Below are 15,038 nucleotides of genomic sequence, written 5' to 3'. Positions count from 1 at the left end.
CCTGTCAAACAGGAGCTCATATTCACGATTCACGAACGGGGCTACGTATTGGAGGTGGCTTCGCTGAAAGCCACAGAACCATCGTAGTTGAGCAAAACGTCTCGCGATGATGCGAACAGCGGGCAATAACCGAGGCAATTCGCGCCTTCGGTTACGCCCGCATTCAAACCGCCACTTCGAACAACCGCGTGACTGAGCGGCGCCGTACCGGCATTACTTCCTGTCGATGGAGTATTTGCCAGGACCGGTCACGCTCAACAGCAGCAAGCCACCGATAATGCTGACGTTCTTGTAGAAGTTGATCATGTTGACGTACTGCTCCATACCGCTCATGGTCCAGTAATGGTGAGCGATCAGTGCCGTGCCGAACGTATAGAGCGCGAGGATTACTGCCAGCGGACGGGTATAGAAGCCGACCACGATGGCGACGCCTACGACGAATTCCATCACCACCGCGATGATCGCCGATACCTCCGGCATGGGTGCGCCGGTCTGCGTCATATAGGCCACGGTGCCCGAGAAGCCGGTCAGCTTCGACCAGCCGAACAGCACGAACAACACCATCAGCAAAATGCGGGAAACGAGGATCAGTTCGTCCTTGCGATTTTCAAACAGGGTATAGCGCATGATTGGCTCCAGTGAATTCTTGTTGAGGATTGCGAATTTAGATAAATCGGGGTTCCAGACGTAAGTTGTGGATAAGATCCGCCGCAAACCTCTGCGGCGGATCTTTCCATCAGGGCCTGTTCAGGCCCACAGTTCCGACATTTCGATGTTGCGCAGGTCGAACACCAGCACTTCGGCGTCGTGGCCCTGCGCGAACGTCAGGACCTGTTCGTTGCGGACCCGCACGCCGTCGCCTTCGCCCAGCGCCACACCGTTCACCGTGACGCTGCCGCGTGCCACGTGGACATAGGCGTAGCGGTCAGCCGCCAGTTCCACCCGGTCGGTTTCGTCGCCGTCGAACAGACCTGCATAGACACGGGTATCCTGCTGCACCAACAGCGACTCGTTCGCTCCGTCCGGCGAAATCACGAGGCGCAGCTTGCCGCGCTTTTCCGCTGTGCCGAAGTGGCTTTGCTGATACCGCGGCGGCGTGCCTTTGGCTGCCGGCGCAATCCAGATCTGCAGGAAATGCACGGGCTCCGCCTTCGAGTGGTTGTACTCGCTATGGGCGACGCCTGTGCCTGCACTCATCAACTGGATGTCGCCGGGCACGATCACCGAACCGGTGCCCATGGTGTCCTTGTGTTCCAGCGCGCCTTCCAGCACGTACGAGAAAATTTCCATGTCCCGGTGCGGATGCTTGCCGAAACCTTGCGATGGGGCGACGCGGTCGTCGTTGATCACCAGCAGGTCCGAAAAGCCGTTCTGCTTCGGGTCGTGGTAGCTGGCGAAGGAAAACGTATGACGCGAACTGAGCCAGCCGTGCTCCGCGCGGCCGCGTTGATTGGCGTGTCTGATATCGAGCATGTTGTATCTCCTTGATTGTGCGATCCGGCGAGGATTGTCGTCCGTGATCCATGAACAGCAGTGTACGTCAATCAATGTGCTTATAATCGAGGCTTAATCGGAAACACTGTCACGGTGGAGTAGACAATGGCGCCGAAAGGCAAGCGGGCAGCCAGGTGGGCAATCAGGTCACCAGAGAGAGGTGAATGCGATGCAACTCGATGACATGCGGATCTTTGTCGCCACGGTCGACGCGCACAATTTCACGAGCGCGGCCAACCGCCTGTCGCTCTCGAAGCAGTTGGTCAGCCGGCGCGTGATGGCGCTGGAGGAAGCGCTCGGCGTGCGGCTTCTGATCCGCAATACGCGTAAGCTGGCGGTCACCGAGCTTGGTCAGGAGTTCTACGAACGCGCAAAGCGCATTCTCGGCGAGGTGGCAGAGGCGGAACAGGCCATGTCGCTGCGCCGCGCGGCACCGCATGGTTTGCTGCGGGTGAGCGCGCCGATGTCGTTCGGCATGGTGCATCTCTCGCCGCTGGTGGCGATGTTCCTGAAAAAGCATCCGGACGTGCGCTTCGATATGGAACTGAGCGATCGCACCGTCGACGTGGTCGGCGAGGGCTTCGATATGGCAATCCGGATCGGCACACTGGCCGACTCTACGCTGATCGCGCAAAAGCTGGCCGAGGTGCGGATGGTGGCCTGTTGCAGTCCGCAGTATCTGCGGCGGCGCGGCACGCCTGCCGCACCGGCCGATCTGGAGCGTCACGCCTGTCTGCTGTATGGACACGGCGGCCCGGGGAGCTGGGACCTCGTAGTGGACGGGGTGCAAAAGGCCGTCGAGGTGCATGGGCCGCTGCGTGCGAACAACGGCGAGTTGATTCGCGATGCCGCCATCGCCGGGCTCGGCATTGCGCGGCTGCCGGATTTCATCGTTTCTGCTGCGCTCAAAGCCGGGCAACTCGTCTCCGTGCTGGAGCCGTTCCTGCCGCGCGCGTCGGCGCTCTATGCGGTCTATCCGCAGCACCGCCAGAGCTCGACGACCATCCAGGCGTTCACGGGCTTCTTGCGCGAGCAACTGGCCAAGACACTGGCTGCGTGAAGGCGTCAGGAAAGCGGCGTGGCAGCGTTAAACCACCCCGAGCAACTCCTTCAGATGCGCCGTCTTCGAGCGACTGACCGGCACCTGGGTCTGCTCGGCGTCATCCATCACGAGATTGACGCTTTCGTCTGACTTAGCCAGCTCCACGGCGTACGGCAGGCTCACGATATGGCTGCGATGCACACGCAGGTAGATGCTGCTGTCGAGCCGAAGTTCGAGGTCGGCGAGCGACAGATTGGACAGGTAGCGGTCGTCCTTCGTGACGATGGTCGTGTAATGGCCGTCGCCCTGAAAACGTACGATGTCTTTCAGGTCAATCAGAATCACGCGGTTGCCCCGGTACACCGGGATCTTGAACAGGCGCCGAGGCTGCGCAAAGGGAGCACCCGGGGCACCGGATTCGCCCGCCTCCGGCCTTGACGGCTCGGTGGTCAGGTCGGTCACGTCGTAGAAGATCATGCAGGTGCCACAGGCACCGCTCGAGTTGCTCATCTTCGAGACCTTGATCATCAGGATGCGGTCCGGGATGTTGATCATCATCGCCACCGGCGGCGGCGATTTGACGGGGCAGCCGCCGGCATCGCGCGAGTGCAGCAAAAAGCGCAGCTTGTCGCGGCTTTTCTCCGGGTGCAGCTGCACCACGTCGATGCCGAACAGCATGTCCTGCTTGACCCCGAGCGACTGTTCGCCGGCGGGCCCGAGAATCTGCAGCGCCACGTCGTTGAAGGCGGTGACGTATCCCTGCTCGTCGAGCCAAACCATGCCCGGATTGAACTGTTCCAGCTTGTGCTGGAAGGTCTCGCTGCGACGCGACTCAGACGCCGTTGGTGTGGCGTGTTCAAGCGGTTTCATACGGTCTCCATGCCCTCATGGGGCGTGTCCAGGCGCGATGGCGCATGGGCTCCGCATCTGTCCTGAGCCATTTTCGCGCAAATTTCCGGGTCATTCACGCAGGTAAACCCGCCGTTCGGGAAAACGGCGTCGGCGTGGTGCAGCGTGCCGGAAGTAGATTATGAAGCGGGTATTCCATTTGCCAACCTCGGCGCACCACCGTACGCGTGCGCCTTATCGTCTGACGCGCTTCGGCTTTCATGTACGTTTTCCGGTAGTTGACGCACGCGTGCCGCCGTTCGTGAAATCGCGTTGAATTGCTGCGTTGCATTGTGAAATGCTCGATCACGGGGCCATGACACTCCCGCTCCCAGGCGGATGACAAAAAAGGAGGCCGGTGTGATCCCACGACCATTCGAATACCACGTTCCACGCAGCTTGCCGGAAGCTATCGCGCTACTCAACGAACACGGCGAAGGCGCCAAGCTGCTTGCCGGCGGCCACAGTCTGTTGCCGATGATGAAGCTGCGCTTTGCCGAACCGGAGCATCTGATCGACCTGGGCAAGCTGAGCGAGTTAAAGGGGATTCGCGAGGTGGACGGCGAAATCCGTATCGGCGCCATGACCACCGAGAACGAGCTGATCTGGTCGGAGTTGCTGCAAACGCGCTGCCCGTTGCTGGTCGAAGGCGCGCGGCAGATTTCGGATCCACAGGTGCGCTATCGCGGCACACTCGGCGGCGACATCTCGCACGGCGATCCGGGCAACGACCATCCGGCGCTGATGATCGCGCTCGATGCGTCCTTCGTTCTGGCGAGCGAGCGCGGCGAGCGGGTCGTGCCGGCGGACGGTTTCTTTGTCGGTACCTATACGACGCTGCTGGAACCCGGCGAGATCATGACGGAGATCCGTATCCCGACACCGGCGGCGGGCACCGGCTATTGCTACGCCAAACTCAAGCGCAAGACCGGTGACTTCGCGACCGCAGCGACAGCGGTAACTTTAAGGATGAGCGGAGCAACGGTCAGTGAGGTGCGCATTGCGCTGACCAATGTCGCCGAAACGGCCATCCGCGCGACCGATGCCGAGCAATCGCTACGCGGCAAGCCGGTTAATGAAGCCAGCATCGCCGAGGCCGCACGTCTGGCGATGAGCGTGTGCGCGCCGGTGGCCGATCTGCGCGGCGACCTCGACTACAAGACCGCGATGGCGGGCGAAATGACGCGGCGCGCACTGACTACTGCCTATGCGCGAGCGGCACACTGAAACCACGAGTCCTGGAGAACACGGCATGAGCAGAAAAATCATGGTGTCGTTCAAGCTGAACGGCAAGGAAACCGATGTAGTGGTCGAGTCGCGCGAGTTGCTGATTCACACGCTGCGCGAAAAATGCCTCCATACCGGCCCACATATCGGCTGCGAAACGTCGCATTGCGGCGCGTGCACGGTGGATTTCGACGGCATGTCGGTCAAGTCCTGCACGATGCTGACGGTGCAGGCCGAAGGGGCGGAGGTCATGACCGTCGAAGGACTGGCGCAAGGCGGCGAGCTCCATGCCTTGCAGGAAGGCTTCACGCAGGAGCATGGCCTGCAATGCGGCTTCTGTACGCCCGGCATGCTGATGCGAGCGTATCGCCTGCTGCAGGAGAACCCCAATCCGAGTGAAGAAGAAATCCGCTACTGGATGGCGGGCAACCTGTGCCGCTGTACGGGCTATCAGAACATTGTGAAGGCAGTGCAGTACGCAGCGCGCAAGCTGCGAGGTGAAGCTGTGGAAACATCGCATCCGCTGATGGCAGCGGAAACCGCAGATCACCATTGACGACCGGAGATACGCCATGGGAAACCTCGATGCCAATCTCGATCGTCTTGCCGCGCTGGAAGGGATGGGCTGCTCCCGCAAGCGCCGTGAAGATCCGCGCTTCATTCAGGGCAAAGGCACCTACGTCGACGACATCAAGATGCCGGGCATGCTGTTCGGCGTGATGGTACGCAGTCCGTATGCACATGCCCGCGTGAAGAAGATCGACAAGTCTCGTGCGCTCGCCCATCCGGGCGTGCACGCGGTGCTCACTGCGGACGACCTGAAGCCGCTCAAGCTGCACTGGATGCCGACGCTGGCCGGCGACGTGCAGGCCGTGCTGGCCGACGAAAAGGTCTGCTTCCAGAATCAGGAGGTGGCCTTCGTCGTTGCCGACGACCGCTATGTGGCGGCAGACGCGGCAGAACTGGTCGAAGTGGAATACGAAGAACTGCCTGCGGTGGTCGATCCACTGGCGGCGCTCGCACCGGACGCGCCGGTGATCCGCGAAGACATCCGCGACAAGCAGACTGGTGCGCATGGCGCGCGCCGTCATCCGAATCACATCTTTACCTGGAACATCGGCGACAAGGACAAGACCGACCGCGTCTTCGATCACGCCGACGTCACCGTCAAGCAGGAGATGCTCTATCCGCGCGTGCATCCCTGTCCGCTGGAAACCTGCGGCTGTGTGGCCTCATTCGACAAGGTGCGCGGCGATCTGACGGTGTATATCACTTCGCAGGCGCCGCATGTGGTGCGTACCGTGGTGGGCCTGCTGTCCGCGATACCGGAGTCGAAAATTCGCATCATTTCGCCGGATATCGGCGGCGGCTTCGGCAATAAGGTTGGCGTGTATCCGGGCTATGTCGTGTCGATTGTCGCTTCCATCGTGCTGGGGCGGCCGGTCAAGTGGATCGAGTCACGCTCGGAAAATCTCAGTAGTACTGCTTTTGCGCGCGACTACTTGATGACAGGCGAACTGGCCGCGGATAGCGACGGCCGCATCAAGGCGCTGCGCGTCCATGTGACGGCCGACCACGGCGCGTTCGACGCCTGCGCCGATCCGACCAAGTGGCCGGCCGGCATGTTCCATGTCTGCACCGGCTCGTACGCAATTCCCAACGCGTTCGTCTCGGTCGACGGCGTCTATACCAACAAGTTTCCGGGCGGCGTCGCCTACCGTTGCTCGTTCCGCGTGACCGAGGCGGTGTATCTGATCGAGCGGATGGTCGACGTGCTGGCCCAGAAACTCGGCATGGACAAGGTCGAAATCCGTCTGCGCAACTTCATTCGCAAGGACCAGTTCCCCTATACGACGCCGCTCGGGCTCGAATACGATTCGGGCGATTACGAGCCGGCCTTGAAGAAAGTGCTGGCCGCAGTCGACTATCCGGCGCTGCGCGCCGAGCAGGCCGCGCGACGAGCCGACCCCAACGCGGAGTGGCTGATGGGGATCGGCGTGGTGAATTTCACGGAGATCGTGGGCGCCGGACCGTCGAAGATGTGCGACATCCTCGGCGTCGGCATGTTCGATTCCTGTGAGATTCGGGTGCACCCGGATGGCTCGGCCATCGCGCGGATGGGCACGATCACGCAAGGGCAGGGCCATCAGACCACTTACGCGCAGATCATCGCGTCCGAGGCCGGCATTCCGGCCTCGGTGATTACCGTCGAAGAAGGCGATACCTCGACCGCGCCCTATGGCCTCGGCACTTACGGCTCGCGTTCGACGCCGGTGGCGGGCGCCGCCGTGGCCCGTGCCTCGCGCAAGATTCGCGAGAAAGCCCGGCAGATCGCGGCGCATCTGCTCGAGGCGAGTCCAGGCGATGTGGAGTTCGATCTCGACCGCTTCGTGCTGAAGGGCTCGCCCGAGCAGTTCAAGACCATCAAGGAAGTAGCCTGGGCCGCGTACAACAACGTGCCAGAGGGTATGGAAATGGGCCTCGAGGCAGTCGACTACTACGATCCGCCCAACTTCACGTTTCCGTTCGGCGCCTATGTGTGCGTGCTCGAAGTGAACCGCTATACCGGCGAAACCCGCGTGCGCCGCTTCTATGCGCTCGACGACTGCGGTACGCGCATCAATCCGATGATTATCGAAGGGCAGATTCATGGTGGCCTGACCGAAGGCTTTGCGGTCGCGATGGGGCAGGAGATGCCATACGACGAAGCCGGCAATCTGCTCGGCGCGACGCTGCTCGATTACTTCGTGCCGACCTCGGTAGAAACGCCGCATTGGGAGACCGATTTCACCGTGACGCCATCGCCGCATCATCCGATCGGCGCCAAGGGCGTGGCGGAGTCGCCGCACGTCGGCTCGATCCCGTGCTTTACGTCGGCGATGGTCGATGCGTTCGCACACCTCGGCGTCACGCATATGAACATGCCTCATAACGCCTGGCGCGTCTGGCAGCAATGCCGCGCGCTCGGACTGACGAGGCAGTAGCGCGGCGCGGGTCGGTTCCTGCTGTTGGGTAATTGAGCTCGTGCGGGGTCGCTCTGCAGTACCAGGTTTTTGATGAACCGGGTTGCGCCGCACCGCACTAGAAAAGGATGCTGGGATGAAAGTCGCACTCGATAAGGTATTTCCACTCGCCGGCACGGCGGAAAGTGCATGGCTGCTGTTGCAGGACATCGAAACCGTCGCCGGCTGTATGCCGGGCGCGAAGATTACCGAACGCATCGACGAGACCCATTACAAAGGCGCGATCACCGTGCGGCTAGGGCCGGCGACGATGGCGTTCAAAGGTGAGATCGAGGTGTTGAATCTCGATACCGCGACACGCAGCCTGCATATGGTCGGAAAAGGCTCCGATGCCACAGGCACCTCGGCGGCGTCGATGGATCTGACCGCTGCTGTGAGGGCCACCGGTGACACCTGCGAACTGGCGGGCAAGAGCGAAGTCACGATGAGCGGCAAGGCCGCTTCTTTAGGCGGCCGGCTGATGGGGCCGGTGGCGGACCAGATGCTCAAGCAGTTTGTGGCGAATTTTGCGGCGCGATTGCAGGCGCAGCAGATGGAAGCGGCCGGGGAGGGAGCGGACGCAGCCGGGGCCATCAACACGCCCACGGTCGGGGCTACCGCGTCGGCTTCGAGCGCCAGCGATGCGAGCGCCTGCAGCGCCGCATCCGCCGATCCGGCAACTGCCATGCCCGCGGCCGCCTCGGCGGGTATGCACACTACCACTACCACCGCGACTGCCGCTACCACTGCGACGGGCGCCGCGAAGGCTGCCGCCGCGCCCTCCGCGCGCCCCGCCACGATGCCCGAACCTACCGCGCCACCCGCCGAGCTAAACGGCCTCGCAATGGCATGGGCCATCTTGCGCGACTGGCTGCGCGGGCTGTTCTCGCACAAGACGGTTTGACTATCGAGACCGCCATGGCGACCGACCGAATGAGCGATGTCGTCAGCCTGCAGCAGCGGCTGGAACAGCACGGCTTCATCGCCGAGCGCAGCTTTGCGGCCACGCTGTTGCTGACAATGGAAATGCGCCGCCCGCTCTTGCTCGAAGGCGAAGCCGGCGTAGGCAAGACCGAAGTCGCGAAGGCGCTCGCCAGATTGCTCGACACGCGGCTCATTCGTCTGCAGTGCTACGAAGGACTGGACGCCCACTCGGCGCTCTACGAATGGAATTATCAGCACCAGTTGCTGGCAATCAAATTGCTGGAGCAGGATTCGCGGCCGGTTCACGACAAGGAGCAGGACATCTTCTCCGAGCGCTATCTGCTCAAACGACCGCTGCTCGAAGCGATCACGACCACACCCGCACCAGTCTTGCTGATCGATGAAATCGACCGCACGGATGAAGCCTTCGAGGCCTATCTGCTGGAGCTGCTGTCCGACTTCCAGATGTCGATACCGGAGCTCGGCGTGATCCGCGCTACCGAACGGCCCTTCGTGATTCTCACCTCGAACGGCACCCGCGAGATCTCGGATGCGTTGCGGCGCCGCTGTCTCTACCAGTACGTCGACTATCCGGGCTTCGACAAGGAACTGCTGATCGTGCGCACCCAGGTGCCGGAGGTGCCGGAGAAGCTGGCGCGGCAGATGGTCGAATTCGTGCAGTCGGTGCGTCAGATGGACCTGCAGAAAAAGCCGGGGCTCGCGGAAACACTCGACTGGGTCGCCGCCTTGCTCCGGCTGGGCGTGAGCGCGCTCGACGAAGACGGTGTGGAGCGGATCATGGATTCGCTCTCGGCCCTCGTGAAGACGCGCGAGGATCAGGCGGGCATGACGCGGCCTGTCGTCGAAAGACTGGTGGCGTCATGTTGACCGGAATCCCCAGCGCCACCGGCCACGCGCCGCCGGCGAGCCTCGAAGACGCGCTCGTAGCGCGTTATACGGGCTTTGCCGGCTGGCTGCGCGCGAACGATTTTCACGTGACCTCGAGTGACGTGGCCGCGTCGCTGGAGGTGGCGCAACGGATGGGGCAACTTGATAGCGAGCTGTTGCGCTGGAGCCTGCGCGCTTTGCTGTGTTCGCGGGCTGAGGAGTGGCGTCGTTTCGACGCCTTATTCGAGGCGTATTTTCTTGCCCCGAATCGCCGCAAGTTGGGCGAATCCAAAGCGGGCGGCGCGGGCCGCATTGAAACCGGCGACACTGCTGGGCGCCGCGACGCAAGCGAAGGCACGCCCCTTGGCCGCGACGGCCCCGGTGCGGCCGATCCGGATCAGGTGCCAGGCAAGACGGCCGAGCAGGGCGCTTCCGTTGAAGCATCGCTCGCGCATGCGGACTTCCGGCATCTGAACCAGCCCGACGAATTATTCGCGATCGACGATGCGATCCGCCGCTTCGCCCAACGCTTGCAGGGTATCCAGTTGCGCCGCGAACAGCGCGCCAACAGCGGGCGCGTCGTCGATATGGCGTGGACGATCCGTCGCAGCGTCTCGCGCGGCGGCATGCCGCTCGAACTCGGCTGGCGGCGCAAACGCCGCCAGCGGCCGCGCATCGTGCTGCTGCTGGATGTGAGCCGTTCGATGAGCCTGTACAGCTTTTTCTATCTGCGGCTCGCGCGGGTGCTGAGCGCGCGGGTGTCGGACGTGCACTGCTTTATTTTCCATACACGCCTTGTGGGCATCGAACAGGCGTTGCGCGACCCCGACCCGTGGCGCTCCCAGGAACGCTTGCAGCTTTTGTCTGCAGGGTGGGCGGGAGGCACGCGCATCGGCGACAGCCTCGGCGAATTCAATCAGCAGTACGCAGCGAAACTGCTGCACTCACGCACCGCTGTAGTAGTGGTCAGCGATGGCTATGACGCCGGGGACCCCGAACGCCTGCAGCAATCGCTCGCCGCGATGCGGCGCCGTTGCCGCTGTCTGGTGTGGCTCAACCCGCTCGCGAGCCGTGCCGATTTCACCCCGGCGAGCGCCGGCATGCAGGCTGCGCTCCCATATATCGATCTGTTGGCCGGCGCCCGCGACCTGGCGAGTCTCGAACGGGTGCTGCCCCAAGTGCTATCCGCCCTGCAATGAACACTGATATCTCCGATACCCTCCTGAAACTCGAGCAACGGCTCATCGACCTGTCCGAGCCGTTCGCGGTGGCCACCGTGATCCGCGCCGGGCCGCCTACCTCTGCATGGGTTGGAGCACAGGCCCTGATCGACGGTAACGGCGAACTGCATGGCTGGATAGGCGGCGGTTGTTCACGGGGGATCGTGATTCAGGCGGCGCAGCAGGCGATCCGCACGGGGCAGCCTAAGCGCGTGCGTATCAGCAACCAGCCGGGCGTGTCGGAGGCCGACGTAGAGGCCGATAGCGAGGCGGGGATCGAAACGCATGCGATGCCGTGTGCGAGCAACGGCGCCCTCGAACTGTTCATCCAGCCGACCGTGCCCGCGCCGTCAATCCTCGTGCTGGGTTCCACGCCCACCGCCCTCGAGGCGTGCGCGCTGGCGCAGCGCGTCGGCCTGCGCGTGAGCGCTGCGGCCACGGTGAGTGCGCCGTTCGCGGGCCTCTCGCTGCGGCACGTCATGCAAGGTTACGACGCCACCGCGTTCGACAGCGTCAAGCCGCAACTGATCCTTGTCGCCACCCAGGGCGACAACGACGAGGACGCGCTCGAAGCCGCGTTACGCAGCGAGGCGATGGGCGTGTTGCTGGTCGCGAGTCGTCGCAAGGCGGACAAGCTGCGCGAGACGATGCAAGCGCGTGGCATTGGCGCACAGCGTCTTGCGGCGCTGCATGCCCCCGCCGGACCGTCGATCCACGCTCATACGCCACAGGAGATTGCGTTGGGAGCGGTTGCCGGACTGGTGATGCTGCGCCGTGAACTGGAAGAGGCAGCGGCGCTGGCAGAGAGTTCGTCCCCAGCGAGCGGCGAGGTGGTGCCGGATTTGCCGCCGTGCGAAGCGATGGCATCGGTCGAGCCGCGGGCTGTCAGCGCACGCTACGTCAACCCGGTGTGCGGTATGGCAGTGGACATCGCTTCGGCGCGGCACGTGATCGACTGGGGCGGACAGCGCGTCTATTTCTGTTGCGACGGTTGCAAGATCGAGTTCGAACGCTCGCCGGAGAAATATCTGGCGGCGGCGCCGGCCGACGTACCCGCTGAACCGGCAGAGCCGACCGAACCGTTGGAGAAAACATGAACGCTCCATGGAGCAGTGGTGCGGCCCCGCAAACTCCTGTTTTCTCCGCGGTCGTGCTGGCCGCCGGCATGTCGTCGAGAATGCAGGGGCAGCACAAGTTGCTGCTGCCGCTCGGTGGAGAGCCGGCGGTGCGACGCACGGTAAGTGCGCTGGCTGCCGCTGGGCCGACAGAAATCGTCGTGGTGACCGGCTTTCGCGGACGAGCCGTGATGGAAGCGCTCGATGGTTTGCCGGTCCGTTTCCAGCCGAATCCACGCTACGAAGAAGGCCAGATGACCTCGGTGGCCGCCGGCGTGGCCGGACTGGCAGCGCCTTGCGACATCGTTCTGGTCTGCCTTGCCGATCAGGTGCTGCTTACCGCCGAGGATTACCGCGAGCTGATCGACGCCTACGCCGCCATGCCGCGCGGATCGATCCTGGTCCCCGCGTTTAACGGGCAGCGGGGAAATCCGGTGGCGTTCTCCGTGAGTTATGCCGCCGAGGTGATCAGCGGCCACATCAATCCGGGGTGTCGCAAGCTGATTGCCGAGCATCCCGACGAGGTCGTTATCCACGAGGCCGTCCACGACCGGTTTACAACCGATATGGATACGCCCAACGACTACGAGCGGATTCTGGCGCGCCTCGCCGAATCGCCGTCTGTCCTCGCACGCTAGATCATTCGAGTCTTTGCCTCCGAAGCGCGGCGCGCGTACATTCAATGCGTGCCGCATCCGCTCGCGTGTTGCCTCGTTGCGCACGTACTCCGCCGTCTCCGCGAGCGCACCACCGATCAGTCCGATCACCGATCAGGCCCGGTTATTGCGAAGGACCAGCCTGCGAGGGGTCAGTCGTATGGAGAATGGGACCGCGAGAAAGCAGGTGTTTCGTGAGAACGCGACAATGAACCCAGGCTGAACCCAGCCAGCGCCTGACCCACACGTACTCGCCGCTGAAGAAATTACATGCCCAGGCATGTCTGCGTGGCAGCCTTTACAGCCTCACGCGCAATTCGGATGGCGGGCAATCAATTCATTCGCAGCCAACGCGATCGGAGGATGGGTGTCGAACAGACGTATAACGCAAATAATCCGCTGCCGCGACCACAAGACAACAGCCGTGGCGCCGTGGTTGGCCGTCGCCGCTGTCGCAGGCATGGCTGTTATGCCGGCCCCGGCCAAGGCGCAAACGCCGGCGCCGCTGCAGGAGTGGCAGTATTCCGCGGGCGTCCCGCTGGAAAAACTGATGGAGCCGCAAATCCCCACGTGGCAGGTCGCGGTCGGCGCCGCCGCGGCCTTTCAGCCGCGCTATGACGGCGCGGACCGATACCACTTCGAAGGTGGTCCGAGCGTCGACATCCGCTATAGCGACTTGTACTTCGCCTCGACAGGCGAAGGCTTCGGCGCCAACGTGGCGCAGGGCCAGAACTGGCGGATCAGTCTTGCCGCCGCCTACGATCTCGGACGGCGCGGCCAGGACGATGACGAGCATCTGCACGGCCTCGGCAACATCAACCCTGCACCGGAACTGAAGCTGGCGGCCGATTACGTCGTGTCCAAGGACTTCCCGCTGGTGCTACGCGCCGACATCCGTCGCAGTTTCGGCGGCTCCAACGGCTGGATCGGCGATATTGGCGCGTATATGCCGCTGCCGGGCAGCTCGAAAACATTCTTCTGGTTTGCCGGCCCAAGCCTGACGTTCGCGGATTCGAAGTACATGAACAGCTGGTTCGGTGTCAGCGACGCGCAGGCCGCGGATTCCCAATACGCCGCCTATCACGCGAGCGCCGGCCTCAAGTCTGCGGGCTTCGGCGTCAGTGCGATCTGGTTTTTCCAGAAACACTGGTTTGCCGCATGCGACTTCGCGCTCGAACAGCTGGTCGGCAGCGCGGCGCGCAGTCCGATCACGCAGCGGGCGTCGAACGGCGTGCTGGATCTGTCGATCAACTATCAGTTCTGAGTCGGCTTGCCTGACTCAGCTTGCTGTGCGCGGGTGCCAACGGGAGCCTGTGCACAGTGACCCGGCTTGTTGCCTCGGCACACTGCGCGCGACGGGGCCGGCCTAGCAGACCGTTGTCGGCGCTTCGGCAACGGCCTGTCTTTGTCCCGCTCGAAGCAGGCCTTCCACCATGCGCGCCTCTGCCCGAGCGATCATTTCGAGCGATGCAGCAGACAGTTGGCCATCCAGAATCGAAAGCGCGGCGCACAGGCGCAGATATTCGTTCTCGCCGAGTGTCCAGCCACCGGCCTGATGCTCGGTGACGTCGAGCTGGACCATGGCGGCGTGCGCGCTCTCGACGTACTCCAGACCCTCAGGCTGGAGTCCGAGACGGCAGAGTTCTTCCGACACCAGAAAATGGCGGCCAAGGGTCATAAACAGATCCCGCGAGCCATGACCGCGCTTGAACGCATCGATGGCGGTGTAGCACTGCAGGAGCATGGCCTGCGTCACCGGTTCGTGCGCAGCCCGGCTGAAAGTGAGGGCGCGCAACAGCGGCGACATGGCAGGCTGGTTGCGTTTGCGGCTTGGCGATTTGTTGGGCATGACGGTTTCAACCTCGTTCTGTAACGCTCGGCCCGCCACCGAACTTACTTGTATGCGTTGCACCGGCGGGTAAAAGCAACCTCTGATATGCGTCCTGTCAGCATGATCGCAAGCAACAATTAAGATAGGCTTAAACTGCGGCGCGCTGAAAAAGTCTGTTACGAAAACATGGTTCGCGGATGAGGATAGCGATGGCCGAAAAAAAAGCCCCGTCCCGCGAGGGACAGGGCCGGACAGGATGGAAGAGTCGTACAGGCGCGTGGAGCTTGCCGACGTGTTTCCCATCAAAACAACGCTGTTGCACTTCGATACTGCTTGAAACGTGGTCCTTCACCTTCGCTTTGCTGCAAACCCCTGTTGCTTTTATTTCATGTGATGCGAGAAGCGCTTTTGGGTGCTTCGGTTACTGCAAATGCCTGCTACAGACTGCTTTACTCGTTACGGCGTGTTGCGTGATACCCACTGCCTGGTTCAACTGCCTGAGACCTGCTGCTTACTGCGTATCGCTTGAATGGACTGCGTTTTTCTACGGCCACTACCGGAACTGCTCTACGGAACTGCTCTACAGGTACGGTCAATACAACGCGGGGGAAGACCGCGTATGGGCTCAGTGATTCGTCGTGCCCATGAAAACCAGTGTAAAGAGAAAGAAACGAGCACGATCCGGCGAAACGAGGGGACTTGGCCGTGCAGTTCGGCGAATTGCTTGCCTTGGCGACGCCGGCGAGGTCGC

The 15,038-nt window shown here is 62.6% G+C and carries 14 protein-coding genes; 10 read left to right on the top strand and 4 right to left on the bottom strand.

Features of this window, described 5'->3' with window-relative positions; all coding sequences use genetic code 11:
- Positions 1-213: 213 nt before the first annotated feature.
- Together P3T40_RS12315 and P3T40_RS12310 are read right to left on the bottom strand one after the other, a co-directional pair.
- Positions 214-627 (bottom strand): DoxX family protein, encoded by a 414-nt coding sequence (locus P3T40_RS12315; protein WP_429267971.1) that lies wholly within the window; start codon positions 625-627, stop codon positions 214-216.
- Between the two features lie 120 nt (positions 628-747).
- Positions 748-1,473, bottom strand: coding sequence for a pirin family protein (locus tag P3T40_RS12310; RefSeq protein ID WP_429267970.1), 726 nt, complete (start codon positions 1,471-1,473; stop codon positions 748-750).
- Between the two features lie 190 nt (positions 1,474-1,663).
- Here P3T40_RS12310 and P3T40_RS12305 point away from each other — a divergent pair, with 190 nt between their 5' ends.
- Positions 1,664-2,554, top strand: coding sequence for a LysR family transcriptional regulator (locus tag P3T40_RS12305; RefSeq protein WP_429267969.1), 891 nt, complete (start codon positions 1,664-1,666; stop codon positions 2,552-2,554).
- A 27-nt stretch (positions 2,555-2,581) separates the two neighbouring features.
- On the opposite strand, the gene P3T40_RS12300 is transcribed toward P3T40_RS12305, so the two are convergent.
- Entirely contained in the window at positions 2,582-3,406 is an 825-nt protein-coding gene (locus P3T40_RS12300; protein WP_429267968.1) for a LytTR family transcriptional regulator DNA-binding domain-containing protein, read from the bottom strand.
- A 378-nt stretch (positions 3,407-3,784) separates the two neighbouring features.
- Here P3T40_RS12300 and P3T40_RS12295 point away from each other — a divergent pair, with 378 nt between their 5' ends.
- The 9 genes from P3T40_RS12295 (at position 3,785) to P3T40_RS12255 (ending at position 13,720) form a co-directional block, all read left to right on the top strand.
- The gene (locus tag P3T40_RS12295) at positions 3,785-4,651 is read left to right on the top strand and encodes an FAD binding domain-containing protein (RefSeq protein WP_429267967.1); all 867 of its coding nucleotides are present in this window, start codon (positions 3,785-3,787) and stop codon (positions 4,649-4,651) included.
- A 25-nt stretch (positions 4,652-4,676) separates the two neighbouring features.
- A complete protein-coding gene (locus P3T40_RS12290) occupies positions 4,677-5,207 on the top strand; it encodes a (2Fe-2S)-binding protein (protein WP_429267966.1) in 531 nt (176 codons plus the stop codon).
- Between the two features lie 16 nt (positions 5,208-5,223).
- Positions 5,224-7,635, top strand: a complete 2,412-nt coding sequence (locus tag P3T40_RS12285) for an aerobic carbon-monoxide dehydrogenase large subunit (protein WP_429267965.1) — start codon at positions 5,224-5,226, stop codon at positions 7,633-7,635.
- A 115-nt stretch (positions 7,636-7,750) separates the two neighbouring features.
- A complete protein-coding gene (locus P3T40_RS12280; RefSeq protein WP_429267964.1) occupies positions 7,751-8,557 on the top strand; it encodes an SRPBCC family protein in 807 nt (268 codons plus the stop codon).
- 14 nt (positions 8,558-8,571) lie between these two features.
- Entirely contained in the window at positions 8,572-9,465 is an 894-nt protein-coding gene (locus P3T40_RS12275; RefSeq protein ID WP_429267963.1) for an AAA family ATPase, read from the top strand.
- Entirely contained in the window at positions 9,459-10,664 is a 1,206-nt protein-coding gene (locus tag P3T40_RS12270; RefSeq protein ID WP_429267962.1) for a vWA domain-containing protein, read from the top strand. Before P3T40_RS12275 ends, P3T40_RS12270 begins: the two co-directional genes overlap by 7 nt.
- Positions 10,661-11,782 carry an XdhC family protein gene (locus P3T40_RS12265; RefSeq protein WP_429267961.1) on the top strand — a complete coding sequence of 374 codons (1,122 nt, stop codon included), beginning with the start codon at positions 10,661-10,663 and terminating at the stop codon, positions 11,780-11,782. The genes P3T40_RS12270 and P3T40_RS12265 overlap by 4 nt, the downstream gene beginning before the upstream one ends.
- Positions 11,779-12,438 (top strand): nucleotidyltransferase family protein, encoded by a 660-nt coding sequence (locus tag P3T40_RS12260; protein WP_429267960.1) that lies wholly within the window; start codon positions 11,779-11,781, stop codon positions 12,436-12,438. Before P3T40_RS12265 ends, P3T40_RS12260 begins: the two co-directional genes overlap by 4 nt.
- 478 nt (positions 12,439-12,916) lie before the next feature.
- Positions 12,917-13,720 carry a MipA/OmpV family protein gene (locus P3T40_RS12255; protein WP_429268190.1) on the top strand — a complete coding sequence of 268 codons (804 nt, stop codon included), beginning with the start codon at positions 12,917-12,919 and terminating at the stop codon, positions 13,718-13,720.
- 102 nt (positions 13,721-13,822) lie between these two features.
- Here the strand turns inward: P3T40_RS12255 and P3T40_RS12250 are convergent, their stop codons facing one another.
- Complete coding sequence (locus P3T40_RS12250) at positions 13,823-14,305, bottom strand: hypothetical protein (RefSeq protein WP_429267959.1); 483 nt, start codon at positions 14,303-14,305, stop codon at positions 13,823-13,825.
- Between the last annotated feature and the right edge of the window lie 733 nt (positions 14,306-15,038).

Source organism: Paraburkholderia sp. EB58, from assembly GCF_050436665.1.
GTDB lineage: Bacteria > Pseudomonadota > Gammaproteobacteria > Burkholderiales > Burkholderiaceae > Paraburkholderia.
This window is presented reverse-complemented; position numbering and strand designations above follow the sequence as displayed.